Here is a 13928-nt window from a genome sequence, read left to right on the forward strand (position 1 = left end):
CCTTGAAGGACTCGGTTTGACGTCACACATGCTTCCGTTGAAACGCCGAAATGGCTTCATATTCTTCCGACAGATGACGTGACAGGCGGATGTAGATCGGCAAAAGTTCACGATACACATTCGTCGATTCCATGTTCGGTGTGTGTTCATGGGTCACTTGCGGTACTTCTTGGAACTCTTCGATGTCCCCGAAAGCGTATTCCCCGAGCATGACAGCCCCGAGACATGAACTTTCATGACTCTCCGGCACGACGACCGGTGTATCAAAGATGTCTGCCATCATTTGACGCCAGAGACTCGACTGGGCAAAGCCCCCCGTCGCATGGATGCGGTTCGGGGCGCCCGTCAACTCATCGAGTGCGAGCATGACCGTATAGAGGTTAAAGATGACCCCTTCTAATACGGCGCGGATGAAATGTTCGCGCTTATGGTGAATGCTGAGCCCGAAGAATGAACCGCGGGCGTTTGAATCCCAGAGCGGAGCCCGTTCACCCATCAAATACGGATGGAACAACAGTCCGTCCGCACCCGGTTTGACCGTCTCGGCGATTCGCGTCAACACATCGTACGCGTCGATCCCGAGTCGTTTCGCCGTCTCGACCTCACTTGCTGCGAACTCGTCACGGAGCCAGCGGAGGATGATGCCGCCGTTATTGACTGGTCCACCGATTACCCAATGCTTGTCCGTCAGCGCGTAACAGAAGATGCGACCTTTTGGATCTTCGACCGGTTCCGAGACGACTGTCCGGATGGCGCCACTTGTCCCGATTGTCACGGCGACGACGCCTTGTTCGAAGGCACCGACCCCGAGGTTCGAGAGCACGCCGTCGCTCGCCCCGATGACGAGCGGGAAGTCCCAGCCGAGCGTTTCGGTCACGTCAGGCGTCACTTGTAAAATCTCTGTCGTCGGGACGAGTTCAGATAAATGATCTCGTGTCACACCGGCGACATCAAGTGCTTCCGTGTCCCAGTCTCGTTGCTTTAAATTGAAGAGTCCTGTCGCCGAGGCGATCGAGTGGTCAACTACATAGCGTCCCGTCAACCGATAGAAGACATATTCTTTGATGGAGACGAACTTGTCCGTCCGGGTAAAGACGTCAGGGTACTCCGCTTTCAACCAGCGCAATTTGGACAGCGGTGCCATCGGATGAACCGGGGTGCCGGTACGCATATGGAGGGCGCTCGCATCAAAGTTGCGTTTGATTTCTTGCGTATACGGATTCGCCCGACTGTCGGCCCACGTGATGCTGTTCGTGAGCGGACGTCCTGCCGCATCGAGCGCAATCAAACTATGCATCGCCGAGCTGAACGATGCGAAGCGAATCGGACCGTCCGCTTTGGCACGGACCGCCGAGACGGCTTCAAGCACGGCCCCGTAGATGACGACCGGGTCTTGCTCGGCCGTCTCCGTATCGGGCGTGAGAAGCGGATACAACACGTTATGTACCGCCAGTTGTTGATGACCGTTGAACAGGACGGCTTTCGTACTCGTCGTCCCGATATCGACCCCAATCGTAAACACACAATCACTTCCTAACTTAGATAATGAACAGGCTAATCAAGAACACGACGGCGAAGCCGGTGAGTCCGATAATCGTTTCCATGATCGTCCATGACTTGAGCGTGTCTTTCACGTCAAGACCGAAGTAACGGTTGACGAGCCAGAAGCCTGAATCGTTGACGTGCGAGAGGACGGTCGCCCCTGAGGCGATGGCGATGACAATCAAACCGAGTGCCGCGCCCGTGATGTTTTGGATTTCAAGGAGTGGTGTGATGAGTCCTGCTGCCGTGACCATCGAGACCGTTGCCGACCCTTGAGCGACACGGACGACCGTTGCGATCAAGAAGGCGAGGACGATTGCCGGAAGTGGCGAACCGGCCATCATTTCACCAAGGACGTCACCGACACCAGAGTCGATGAGTACTTGTTTAAACACACCACCGGCTCCTGTGACGAGGATGATGATTCCGGCTGGCTCGAGTGCTTTCGTTGCGATCTCTTGTACTTCGTCACGTGAATATCCACGACGTGTCCCGAGGAAGACGAACGTGAGGAGCGTCGCAATCGTCAAGGCGACGAATGGATGTCCGAGGAATGTCAAGAAATCACGGACAGCGTTGCCTTCGTCTAAGAGAACCGCTGAGAGCGTGTTCGCTAAAATCAACACAAGTGGAATCAAGATGAGCGACAAGATCATTTTGAAGCTTGGTAGTTCTTTCGATGTATCGATTTCTTTGAATTCCATGTAATCTGGAATCGTCACATGAATCTTCTTAGCAATATACTTCCCAAAAACCGGACCGGCTAAAATCATGGCCGGAATCCCAGCGAGGACACCGAACAAGATGACCCAACCGAGGTCGGCACCGATCAAGTTCGCAACAGCGATCGGACCAGGTGTCGGTGGGATGAAGCTGTGTGTGACCGCGAGACCCGCAAGGAGCGGAATCCCATAGTACAGAAGCGAACGTCCCGTCTTTTTGGCGAGACCGTATACGATTGGAACGAGAATGATAAAACCGACATCGAAGAAGACCGGGACGGCGACGATGAATCCGGTAATCCCGAGCGCCCATTGTGCCTTGTCTTCCCCGAACTTGCTGACGAGTGTCTGGGCAAGACGTTCCGCGCCACCTGATACTTCAAGCATTTTCCCGAACATCGCGCCAAGACCGACGACGACGGCGACGAAGCCGAGCGTTCCGCCCATCCCGTTTTGGATGGAGGCAATGACATCCCCGAGTGGCATGCCGGCTGCGACTCCAACGATTAAACTGACAAGTAACAACGAAACGAATGCGTGAAGCTTTGTGCGAATGACTAAAAATAAGAGTAAGAAGATCCCGGCTAAGGCGATCAAGATAAGTGTTGAGCCAGACATTGAGTATTCCCCCTAAATTCCAAATATGTAACCGTTTACAGTTCCTAGCAAAGGAAAAGGTCATGTCCCCGTGACCTTTTCCACAGATGTTACTTCTTGACGACCGCGTGCCCACCGAACTCGTTGCGGAGCGCGGCGACGACTTTTCCTGAGAACGTGTCGTCTTCGAGTGAACGATAGCGCATCATGAGCGACAGGGCGATGACAGGTGCCGCGGCTTGAAGGTCGAGCGCCGTCTCAATCGTCCATTTACCTTCACCGGATGAATGCATGACCCCGCGAATCTCATCGAGCTTCGCATCTTTCTTGAAGGCATTCTCTGTGAGTTCCATGAGCCAAGAACGTACGACCGACCCGTGGTTCCAGACACGTGCGACTTGTTCATAGTCGTAGTCGAACGGGCTCTTCTCCAAAATGTCGAACCCTTCCGCAATCGCCTGCATCATCCCATACTCGATGCCGTTATGGATCATCTTCAAAAAGTGACCGCTTCCGGCAGGGCCTGTGTACAGGTAGCCGTTCTCGACAGACAAGTCTTTAAAGATCGGTTCGATTGTCGACCATGCGTCCGCGTCACCCCCGACCATCGTACAGGCACCGTTTCGTGCCCCGTCCGTGCCTCCGCTCGTCCCGCAATCGAAGAATTTGATCTCTTTCTCGGCGAACTGTTCGGCGCGTGCGACCGAGAGTTTGTAGTTCGAGTTCCCGCCGTCGATGACGATGTCGCCGGGTTCGAGGCGCTCATATAGTTCAGCGAGTACCGCTTCCGTGACGTCGCCGGCAGGGACCATCGTCCAGATGACGCGTGGTGTCGACAACTTATTCACGACATCTTCGAGCGTCGGCACGATGGAGAACGCGTCCGAAATGACATTCCCGACGTCCGTCCCGACGACCGTGTGTCCGTGGTCGCTCAAGTTGAGTGCCAAGTTGTATCCCATCTTACCTAAACCAATCAAACCAATTTCCATATTGTCACCCCTGAAAAAGAATTTTTTTCCGTCTCTAGATTTATCATATCAAAATAAATTCGACTTACAAGTCTAATGACGGAATTTTTTTCGAGTAATGCAAAAAAAGCGTCCCGGCTTAATTCGTAGGCGGGACGACGGACAGGCACTCTTATATAGATACAAGAACGAACGATCAATCTTTGAGAGTGAATAAAATTCCCGAAATGCGATACAAGCATTGATTAGTAACAAAGTGATTGCGGTAACCTTAAGACGAAACTTTCATTTGGTTCAGCCTGTCAAATAGCTTCGCATAGAGCCCCATACCGATGAGTGCCGACAGCAAGATGAGTGTGAACACAGCGAGCGGGGAGAGAAATCCTGATGCAAATACCGTCACCGGTGCGAGGAACTTGCCGATTGTGTTTTGGAGCGTATCGGTCGCGAGGTATTGTCCACGTGACTCGATTGGTGCATAGTGACTAACGAAACTCTGACTGACGGGAGAACGAATCAGCTCCCCGAACGTGAACATGGTCGTGACGATGAGCAAGTACCAGATATTTGATGAGAAGGCGACGAGAAACGTCCCGAAACCTCCTAGGAAAGTCGACAATAGTAAAACACGCCGTTCGTCCCACGCCCGAAACACACGTGTGACAGGAATGATGAAGACGACGAACAAGAGGCCGTTATATGCAACGAGCCAGCCGAATAAGACTGTATTCGAGACGTTGAACGTGGCCGGAGTTTGTTCAATCAAATAGACAGGTAAATACACGTCTAGCTGCATGATTGGGATTAAGGCGAATACGCCAGCAATCAGATAGAGGCGGAAAAGCGGGTCAATCAAAATCGTCGCATACGACCGCCCTTGGGTGAAAAATGTCGTTGCGACCGTCTTCTCGGTCGAGACCGGTCGTGTCTCACTGGTTAGAACCGCGAGCAAACCCCCGTAACCAAAAAGAACAAGGGCGCAGCCGAGGAGGAGCGCCTGACGATACTCGAAAAAGAGGACCGCACCAAGAAGCGGACCGAGAACAGCACCGATATTGTTCGAAGCCATAAACGTCGCGAATACATTCCGTAAATGTTCAGTCGGAACGAGGTCGGCGACCATCGCCGAGCTGGCCGGTTTGTAGATGGCACCCATAAAACCGATGCTGATGTAGGTGATGTAATCGACATAGGCGTTCGTTGATAAAGCGAAAACGAGGAATAGGAAACCTTGTGAGAACGTCCCGGCGAGCATGACGGGGCGGCGACCAATCTCATCTGCAAGCGAACCGCCAATCAAGCTGCCGACTAGCAGGAACAACGGTGGCACGGCCATGAGTAGTCCGGCTAGCTCGACACCGAGCGTCCGGGCGAAATAGACGGTGATGAATGGAAAGTACATCCAAAACAAGAGGTTGAATAAGCCTTCGCCGAATAAGCGAACTTTCAAATTGAGGTCCCAACGGTATAATTCCATAGATATGCTCCTTTCAAGAGTCTCTCTTTAATGTAAGAGGTCGTGGAGAGAAAGAATAGACTTATGTTGCGGGATTTGCTAGACTAAAAATAGAAAAAGCGAATATATAGGCGCTTGTTTGCGTTGTACTATAAAACGAACGTATGTTTGTAAAATGACCTCCGATATAATCATCGGAGGTCATTTTTATTGTGTCGTCTTCATCGATTTAAAGCTATGGGCGAAAGATCCCTCAAATAGTTCGTCATTTTCAGGCAACAATTTTCCAATCATCGAGAGGTGTCGGGTAACCTGTGCGCATTGCTCGGTGTGACTCAGCGATCGTCAAAATCCTAGTAAAAAATCGACCCCCGTCACGGAGGTCGAACGAATTAACTTGATGATGTTTTCTTATATTGCTCGAAGAAGACTTCGATGTCTTCCGCCGGCAAAGGACGATTGTAGAAATATCCTTGTGCCTGGTTACATGATTCAGCTTTCAGAAAAGCGACTTGATTCTCGGTCTCGACCCCTTCCGCAATGACGTTCAAATCGAGTTCGTGCGCCATCCGGATAATCGTTTTGACGAGCGCCGCGTCCTTCTCGTCGCTCTCGATATTTTTCGTGAAGTGCTGGTCGATCTTCAGCGTATCAATCGGGAACAGCTTCAAGTAACTGAGAGATGAATAACCGGTCCCGAAGTCGTCGATGGAGAGGTGGACGCCGAGGGCGACGAGCTCATGCATCGTCTCGATGGCCCGGTCTGCACTTTGGATGACACTCTCGGTCAACTCGAGCTCTAAATATTGCGCCTCAAGACCGGATGCAGCGAGGGCACGACTGACGACCTCTGGTAAATCTTTTTGTGCAAACTGAACGGCCGAAATGTTGACGGCGACCCGAAACGGGGGAATGCCGGCATCTTGCCACGCCTTGTTTTGGCGACACGCCTCATTTAAAACGAACTCGCCGAGACGATGGATGCTTCCCGTCTCTTCGGCAATCGGAATGAACTCGCCAGGCGAAATCATCCCGAGGTCTGGATGTTGCCAACGGACGAGCGCTTCCATGCCAATTAAGGTTTCCGTCTCCAGTTGGATTTGCGGTTGATAGTGTACGGTGAACTCACCGCGCCCGATGCCTTTCCGTAGTGCCATGGATAAGTTGGAGCGACGGGATACTGACTCGTTCAATTCGTTCGTGAAGAACTGATACCCGTTCTTACCGTCCGCCTTCGCCCGATACATGGCGATATCAGCATTTTTAATCAATTCTTCGGCCGTATCGCCATCGGACGGATGGAGGCTAATTCCGATCGAGGCACCTGTGAATACTTCCTCGTTCTCGAGTTCGAACGGAGGATGGAGGACGTTGATAAGTTCCTGTGCGCGATGGGCGGCCAAGTTACTCTTCGTATCAGGCGACAAGATGATGAATTCATCCCCACCAAGCCGAGCAAGTGTATCTGTTTTTTGAATCGTCGACTGGATACGGGTCGTCACTTGTTTTAAGAACTGGTCGCCAATCGAATGGCCGAACCGGTCGTTAATGACTTTAAAGTTGTCCAAGTCGATATAGTACAAGGCAAACTGTTCAGATTGAGACTGGCCGAGAAGGGCGTCGAGTCGGTCGCTGAACAGACGGCGGTTTGGAAGACCGGTGAGCGGATCCAAATAAACGAGATCATTGATTTGTGCCTCGATTCGTTTCCGTTCGCTGATGTCACGGATGATGCTACTAAAGAAGAGTCCTTTCTCTGTCTTCCACGTGCCAAGTGACATTTCAATCGGCACTTCGACGCCGTCCTTTCTTAATCCAATCAATTCCACCGTCTGACCGATGACGCGTTTTTCACCTGTCGCTTCATAACGCTTCATCCCGCGCTCATGCGCATCTCGGAACCGTTCCGGGATGATGGCGACAATCGATTGTCCGACCATTTCTTCGTAAGTGTAGCCGAATAAGTCGGTTGCCCCTTGATTCCATTGGAGAATGACACGAGTATGGTCGGCAACGATAATCGCATCAGAGGCTGACTCGATGATGGATTCGAATTTTAATTCTAGTTCTTCCGACTGTGCCTCGAGTTGTGATGCCGTCCGGAGCGAGATGTACATCAAGATGAATAGTGTCATGACGCTCGCCGCGATGACATAGGCGAGTAGGGTGCTGTCGACGGCATAGTTGCTGACCGGTTTGGCCGCACCTTCCATCGGGGTGAAACGGGCTGCGCCCATCCCGACATAATGCATACTAGAAACGGCAACCCCAATCAAGACCGAACTGGCTAGACGGCGCCAATGGAATCGCGAAACGTTTGGGATATAAAAGAGAATATATAGTCCGACGAGCGACGCAACGAAGGCGACGATGGCAGATGCAATCCACATGATGGGGTCGTATGTGAGGATGGCGTTCATTTGCATCGCTTCCATCCCGATGTAATGCATAGAGACGATGCCGACGCTAATCAAGAAGGCACCGAAGACGAGCTGGATGGGTCGTGTCTCCGGATGGCTGATCATCCAAAAGGCAAGTCCGGAAGCGACGACGGCCGGCACAATGGATAATAGTACAATGCCGAGATGGTACGTCACATCATCGTGCAAGTGAAACGCCAGCATACCGATGAAGTGCATGGCCCAAATGCCGAGACCGAGGCTGAAGGCACCAGCGACGACCCACCTGAGTCGCGAGGCGTGCTTCGCATATTTCAAACGACTGCTAATATCGAGAGCGACACCGGCAGCGAAGATGGCGACAGCGATGGAAAGAATGACGAGTGGGAAGTTATATGAGCTACTCAGGTGATGTTCGATGAGAAACAGTCCTTTCAATTTCAAATGGTACAAAGAATGAATGAAAAAGTGCTTTATTAGAGTAGCACACTCGGGAATCACGCTTCTTGCCTACTTTTGTAAGGTGGGTCAATCATTTGCATGAATCACACATTGCGGAATTTTTTTCGAAACGGTATCGTTAGATGAAGAAGAGAAAGGGTGATGCTTGATGGAAACGATGAACGGGACGGCCCGCATCCGTGGTGCCTATTCGACACTGAGCAAGAAAGAACAACGTATTGCCGACTATATTTTGAAGCAACCAGAAAAAATCATTCATCATACGATCAATCAGGTGGCAGATGACCTCGATGTGGCAGAGTCGACTGTGTTTCGTTTTTGTCAGCGTGTCGGATTCAAAGGCTATCAGGCGCTAAAAATCGCACTCGCCTCAGATGTCGTCGCACCGCTCCAAGACATCCATGAAGATATTACCGAGACGGATACCGTACTCGAAATCGCAGAGAAAATTTTTTCGACGAACGGAAAGACGATCGAGTCGACGCGTCAGATTTTAGAGGGTGCTTCTCTTGAGAAGACGGTCGAGCAGTTCCTCAAAGCACGCCGCATCGAATTCTTCGGGAGCGGCGGGTCGGCCGTCGTCGCCCTAGACGCGTATCATAAGTTTGTCCGGAGCGGGCTTCAAGTGAGCGCAATTCTCGAGTCGCATATGCAGCTCATGTCGGCCTCACAATTGACGACAGCAGACGTCGCCGTCGTCATCTCGCATTCCGGTGCCTCGAAAGAGACACTTGATATCGCCAAACTCTTAAAAGAGAAGGGTGTGCCGATGATCGCCATCACGAACTATGCGAAGTCGCCTCTCTCAAAAATCGCGGACGTGTCGCTCTACACCGTGTCCCAAGAGACGGCATTCCGTTCTGAGGCGCTCGCTTCTCGCATCGCCGAACTGAGCCTGATTGATGCGTTGTTCACGGCTGTCATGATGCGTCGAGGCGAGGCGGCCCGGACGTCGCTTCAACAGATGCGTGAGGCGATTTCGATGCGCCGAATCTGAGCGAAATAGGGTTAGTTTCTACAAAAAGGTGGAAATTATAAACCCTGAGAGCAAAGCGAGGCTTAGAGAGAGAAGGTGGACCGATGAACCATATTGATTTTTTATCTTCCGACCACTACAACGAGTTCAAACGGTTGGCACAACGGCTCACGGATCCGGGCAGTACCGGTCGAGAATATTTCGCCGCGCTGTATGTGATTGCGGGAAACACCCATGTTCGTGAAAGGTTGCTTCCTTATATGGATTTAGAAGCAGGGAAGATTCGGACCTCGACCATCATCGATGACAATACGTTCGATAAACGAGAATTTGTGCTCACCAAACTCGTCATCCATCTGTATAACTCAAAAGAATGGGTCCTTCCGACCGAGTTGATTGCCTTGCCGGAAGAAGACTATAAGTTGGCGATGCAAGCAATCACGCTATGCCGCAATGAACAATTTGATGGGGTCACGATCCCGAACGACTGATGACACCCTGTTTTGTTGGAAACAGGGTGTTTTTCGTCGAGCCATAGAGGAGGGAATTCCGTGTCACTCACCACATCGATGTTAACCATTTTACTGATGCTCATGTTGCTCATCATGATTACGCCACCGCTCTTGATTTTTTATCTGTGGAGGCGTGACCGGAACCAACGCGAACACTCCGTCCTCCGGAACTTCCCGATTCTCGGAAAGTTGCGCTATATATTTGAGAAGATGGGACCCGAACTTCGGCAATACTTGTTCCTGAATGACAATGAGGCGAAGCCGTTCTCACGGAATGATTATGAGTCGGCCGTCATCGCAGGGAAGTATAAGTCGCGCATCATCGGATTCGGCTCGGAGCGAGATTTTGACGCGGGTGGGTTCTATCTTCAAAATGCATTGTACCCGACAAATCGGAACGAGTTACGAATCGACAATTCAACGAAAGTGTCGACATGGGTGTATGAACTCGATGAAGACAATCTGTTCACCCGAAAAGAACATCTCGTCGAACGAGACATCTCCCCGTACTTATTAACAGAAGAAGATACCGTCATCATAGGCGAACAGACGTGCCGGGAACCGTTCTACGTTCGGGGGCTTGTCGGTCAGTCTGCCATGAGTTTCGGGTCGCTCGGAGACAGGGCCATCACAGCGCTTTCGATTGGGCTCGGTCGTGCGGGTGGCACGTGGATGAATACTGGGGAGGGTGGACTATCCGACTATCATTTAAAAGGGGACGTCGATCTCATCTGTCAAATTGGACCAGCGCTCTTCGGTGTCCGGGATGAAGACGGGGCGTTTTCGGTGGAAGCGTTCAAACAAAAAAGCGCACTCCCGCAAGTGAAGGCGTTCGAATTGAAACTCGCGCAGGGAGCGAAGACACGCGGAGGTCATATCGATGGATCAAAAGTGACCGAGGAGATTGCCCGGATTCGTCACGTACGAGTCGGGGAAACCATTGACAGCCCGAACCGCTTCTCTGAATTTCACACCCATGTGGAATTGTTGGCATTTGTTGAGAGGTTACGTGAAATCGGTGGGAAGCCGGTCGGCATCAAACTTGTGGTTGGGAAGTTGCAAGACATCGACTCGCTCGTCCGAGAGATGGCGAGATCTCAAATTGTACCTGATTTCATCACCATCGACGGGAGTGAAGGAGGGACGGGTGCGACGTATCAAGAGCTTGCGGATACAGTAGGTTTACCGCTGAAGGCGGCGCTCCCTTACGTGCATCGCCTCTTAATTGAGCATGGGTTGCGCGACCGAGTCAAACTGTTCGCCTCTGGGAAACTCATCACGGCGGATAAGATAGCCATCGCACTCGCGCTCGGCGCAGACCTCGTCAATATCGCTCGCGGACTTATGTTCAATGTCGGGTGCATCCAGGCACAGGTTTGCCACACGAACCGCTGCCCGGTCGGTGTCGCAACGACCGATGCGAAACTGCAGCGTGCTCTCGTTGTCGACGAAAAGAGCTATCGGGTGACGAACTATATCATCTCGCTTCGGGAAGGACTATACAATATGGCGGCTGCGGCAGGCGTTCGCTCGCCGACTGAACTGTCACAAGAGCATGTGGTCTATCAGGAACCGGACGGCCAGATAAAATCGATTATAGACAGATATGATTAATACTATTTTATAGATTTTGTGATATAGATTTGAAACATTTGACGAACGGGAACACCTAATGGAACATCATTTTACTTAGGAGGGATCGAATGAAAGCCTTGTTTTTGAACTGTACGTTAAAAGGTGGCGACATGACGTCGCATACGGAAGGGTTGATTCGTGATATCATCCCGCACTTCGATGCGCTCGATGTTGAATCTGAGATTGTTCGAATCGTCGATTACAACGTCACGTTCGGTGTGACGGAAGATGAAGGGGATGGGGACGAGTGGCCACAGATTTTTGAAAAAGTGAAGGCCGCGAACATTGTCGTGATCGGGACACCACTCTGGCTCGGGGAGAAGAGTAGCGTCGCCACCCAAGTGATTGAACGTCTATACGGCGGTAGCGGGCTGACGAATAAATCGGGACAGGCGATCTACTACAACAAGGTCGGAGGAGTCGTCGTCACGGGGAATGAGGACGGGGCGAAACACGCCTGTGCTTCGATTCTATATGGATTGTCCCACATCGGTTTCACCGTGCCGCCGAACGTCGATACGTATTGGGTCGGGGAAGCGGGACCGGGTGACTCGTACCTCGATGCTGGACGAGAAAATGAATTCACGAAGTCTCATGGCAAGACGATGGCATATAACCTCGTTCATTTTGCGAGAATGCTTAAAAACCATCCCATTCCGGCAGAAGGGAATACGATGGAATGAATCAAGGTCTCGACCGATGTTGGTCGAGACCTTGATGATTTACTCTTTCTTCTCCACCGCATGCCCACCAAACTCATTTCGTAATGCCGCAACAACTTTACCTGAGAACGTATCGTCTTGAAGCGAGCGTTGACGCATCATGAGGGAGAGCGCGATGACGGGCGTCGGGACGTCGTACTCGAGTGCCGTCTCGACCGTCCACTTGCCTTCACCCGATGCATGCATGACCCCGCGAAGGTCGTCGAGCTTCGGATCTTTCGAGAAGGCACTCTCCGTCAGTTCCATGAGCCATGAGCGAATGACCGACCCGTGATTCCAAACGCGTGCGACATCTTCATATTCATAGTCGAACGGACTCTTCTCGAGCACTTCAAAGCCTTCGGCAATCGCCTGCATCATCCCATACTCAATCCCGTTATGCACCATCTTCAAAAAGTGACCACTTCCGCTCGGTCCTGCGTACAAATAGCCCTGGTCGGTCGAGACGTCTTGGAAAAGTTGCTCAATCTTTCCGAACGCCTCCAAATCGCCTCCGATCATCGTACACGCTCCGTGACGGGCACCTTCCATCCCACCACTCGTCCCGACATCGAAGAAATAGATTAGTTTTTCTTTAAAGTGCTCGGAACGTCGCATTGACTCCTTGTAGTTCGAGTTTCCTCCATCGATGACGATGTCACCCGGCGAGAGAAGATGGTGCAAGTCGTTCAAGACGTGCTCGGTCACGTCACCCGCTGGCACCATCACCCAGACGACGCGAGGGGCCTGAAGCGTGGAAACGACCTCCTGCAAAGAGTCTTTCGTCTCAAATTGACTCGTCGATACGTTTCCCGGGTCATACCCGACGACACGATGCCCATTGTCTGTCAAATTCAGAGCCAAATTGAGGCCCATTTTACCAAGTCCAATCATACCGATTTCCATTCGTTCCACCCCATTTGTAAGATTTAGTCCTCTATAGGGCATACCCGAAATAACGATTGCTCAAAAGGACAGCTTGCCCGAGATGTAGAATGATATAAGTGCAACATTGATGAGAGGAGGGTGGCGATGTTTGAAAATGTATTTCGACTGGCCGTAGACGTCAGGCATCGATTCAAAGACCATCATATTAATGACTACAGTGCCACATTGGCGTTTTTTTGGTTTTTAGCCATCTTTCCGACGTTTTTTATCCTCTTCGCCGTGATGGCATGGTTTCAAATCGATGACGCGCTTCTCATCGAGCAGATTGAAACGCTCATTCCCGGTTCAAGTGTGCGTGAGCTGTTATCCATCGTCTATGATGTGAGCGGAAACTTGAACGGCGGACTGTTATCGGTCAGTGCCATCATCGCGTTTTGGTCCGCTTCGAACGGGACGGCACGACTCGTCAAGCTGACAGTGTTCGCATATGGGGAGACGGAAGCGCGCGGCTATATCTTCCGACGGTTGATCGGGTTGCTCGTGATTTTAGCAGGGAGTATCGGGGCGGTCATCTTGATTGTGTTTCATCTATTCGGTCAAGAGTTTGTCGAACTGATTTATGCCCTCTATCCAAAAGTTGAAGAATTCGACCGCTTGTCGACGGTGACGCGTTATACGGTTTCGACCATCATTTTGATCATCGCGTTCTCGCTCTTTTATAAAATCGCGCCACAACAGCGAGTGCGCTTCATCGAAACACTTCCCGGAGCCGTGTTTGCGGTCATCTCGTGGCAATTGCTGTCGACCGGATACAGCGTCTATGTCGAACGTTTCTCGATTCTCGGGGATACGTATGGCACGATCGGTGCGGTCATCCTGCTACAGATTTGGCTCTATCTGACGGCGGCGACGATGCTGATTGGGGCAGAAATCAATGCAGCCTGGCCCTACCATATGACCCGCCAACCGACCCGGACCCATTTCCCGTAACAAAAAAAGGGATATCGTGATTATTCTTTGTGAACATGCTTTAAAACAACCCGTGGCATGGGAATAAACTAGTACTA

General features: G+C 51.4%; 11 protein-coding genes. 5 read left to right on the forward strand and 6 right to left on the reverse strand.

Annotated elements, in window-relative coordinates:
* Positions 1-22 precede the first annotated feature (22 nt).
* From gntK to KNO69_RS01770, 5 genes are all read right to left on the reverse strand, one after another.
* Positions 23-1522 (reverse strand): gluconokinase, encoded by a 1500-nt coding sequence (gene gntK / locus KNO69_RS01750; RefSeq protein WP_214815582.1) that lies wholly within the window; start codon positions 1520-1522, stop codon positions 23-25.
* Positions 1523-1538: 16 nt separating this feature from the next.
* Complete coding sequence (locus KNO69_RS01755; RefSeq protein WP_214784625.1) at positions 1539-2882, reverse strand: GntT/GntP/DsdX family permease; 1344 nt, start codon at positions 2880-2882, stop codon at positions 1539-1541.
* An 89-nt stretch (positions 2883-2971) separates the two neighbouring features.
* A complete protein-coding gene (gene gnd / locus KNO69_RS01760) occupies positions 2972-3853 on the reverse strand; it encodes a phosphogluconate dehydrogenase (NAD(+)-dependent, decarboxylating) (protein ID WP_214815585.1) in 882 nt (293 codons plus the stop codon).
* A gap of 250 nt (positions 3854-4103) precedes the next feature.
* Complete coding sequence (locus KNO69_RS01765; RefSeq protein WP_214685972.1) at positions 4104-5309, reverse strand: MFS transporter; 1206 nt, start codon at positions 5307-5309, stop codon at positions 4104-4106.
* A gap of 371 nt (positions 5310-5680) precedes the next feature.
* The gene (locus KNO69_RS01770; RefSeq protein WP_353047475.1) at positions 5681-8188 is read right to left on the reverse strand and encodes an EAL domain-containing protein; all 2508 of its coding nucleotides are present in this window, start codon (positions 8186-8188) and stop codon (positions 5681-5683) included.
* Positions 8189-8297: 109 nt separating this feature from the next.
* Here KNO69_RS01770 and KNO69_RS01775 point away from each other — a divergent pair, with 109 nt between their 5' ends.
* The 4 genes from KNO69_RS01775 to KNO69_RS01790 all read left to right on the forward strand — a co-directional run bounded on the left by KNO69_RS01775 (position 8298) and on the right by KNO69_RS01790 (position 11955).
* The gene (locus KNO69_RS01775) at positions 8298-9146 is read left to right on the forward strand and encodes a MurR/RpiR family transcriptional regulator (protein ID WP_214685970.1); all 849 of its coding nucleotides are present in this window, start codon (positions 8298-8300) and stop codon (positions 9144-9146) included.
* 83 nt (positions 9147-9229) lie between these two features.
* Positions 9230-9616 (forward strand): hypothetical protein, encoded by a 387-nt coding sequence (locus KNO69_RS01780; protein ID WP_012727263.1) that lies wholly within the window; start codon positions 9230-9232, stop codon positions 9614-9616.
* 78 nt (positions 9617-9694) lie between these two features.
* A complete protein-coding gene (locus KNO69_RS01785) occupies positions 9695-11251 on the forward strand; it encodes an FMN-binding glutamate synthase family protein (protein ID WP_214817792.1) in 1557 nt (518 codons plus the stop codon).
* 89 nt (positions 11252-11340) lie between these two features.
* Positions 11341-11955, forward strand: coding sequence for a flavodoxin family protein (locus KNO69_RS01790; RefSeq protein WP_078147581.1), 615 nt, complete (start codon positions 11341-11343; stop codon positions 11953-11955).
* A gap of 39 nt (positions 11956-11994) precedes the next feature.
* Here the strand turns inward: KNO69_RS01790 and gnd (KNO69_RS01795) are convergent, their stop codons facing one another.
* On the reverse strand, positions 11995-12879 hold the full coding sequence (gene gnd / locus KNO69_RS01795) for a phosphogluconate dehydrogenase (NAD(+)-dependent, decarboxylating) (protein ID WP_214815588.1): 885 nt from the start codon (positions 12877-12879) through the stop codon (positions 11995-11997).
* A 126-nt stretch (positions 12880-13005) separates the two neighbouring features.
* Here gnd (KNO69_RS01795) and KNO69_RS01800 point away from each other — a divergent pair, with 126 nt between their 5' ends.
* Positions 13006-13851 carry a YihY/virulence factor BrkB family protein gene (locus tag KNO69_RS01800; protein ID WP_214815591.1) on the forward strand — a complete coding sequence of 282 codons (846 nt, stop codon included), beginning with the start codon at positions 13006-13008 and terminating at the stop codon, positions 13849-13851.
* Positions 13852-13928 lie beyond the last annotated feature (77 nt).

It is taken from the genome of Exiguobacterium sp. s131 (assembly GCF_018617345.1).
Taxonomy (GTDB): domain Bacteria; phylum Bacillota; class Bacilli; order Exiguobacteriales; family Exiguobacteriaceae; genus Exiguobacterium; species Exiguobacterium profundum.

Coding starts and splice junctions, on each gene's coding strand:
- gnd (WP_214815588.1), bottom strand. CDS start 12,879: ATGGAAATCGGTATGATTGGACTTGGTAAAATGGGCCTCAATTTGGCT.
- KNO69_RS01800 (WP_214815591.1), top strand. CDS start 13,006: ATGTTTGAAAATGTATTTCGACTGGCCGTAGACGTCAGGCATCGATTC.
- KNO69_RS01755 (WP_214784625.1), bottom strand. CDS start 2,882: ATGTCTGGCTCAACACTTATCTTGATCGCCTTAGCCGGGATCTTCTTA.
- KNO69_RS01790 (WP_078147581.1), top strand. CDS start 11,341: ATGAAAGCCTTGTTTTTGAACTGTACGTTAAAAGGTGGCGACATGACG.
- KNO69_RS01780 (WP_012727263.1), top strand. CDS start 9,230: ATGAACCATATTGATTTTTTATCTTCCGACCACTACAACGAGTTCAAA.
- KNO69_RS01775 (WP_214685970.1), top strand. CDS start 8,298: ATGGAAACGATGAACGGGACGGCCCGCATCCGTGGTGCCTATTCGACA.
- gnd (WP_214815585.1), bottom strand. CDS start 3,853: ATGGAAATTGGTTTGATTGGTTTAGGTAAGATGGGATACAACTTGGCA.
- KNO69_RS01785 (WP_214817792.1), top strand. CDS start 9,695: ATGTTAACCATTTTACTGATGCTCATGTTGCTCATCATGATTACGCCA.
- KNO69_RS01765 (WP_214685972.1), bottom strand. CDS start 5,309: ATGGAATTATACCGTTGGGACCTCAATTTGAAAGTTCGCTTATTCGGC.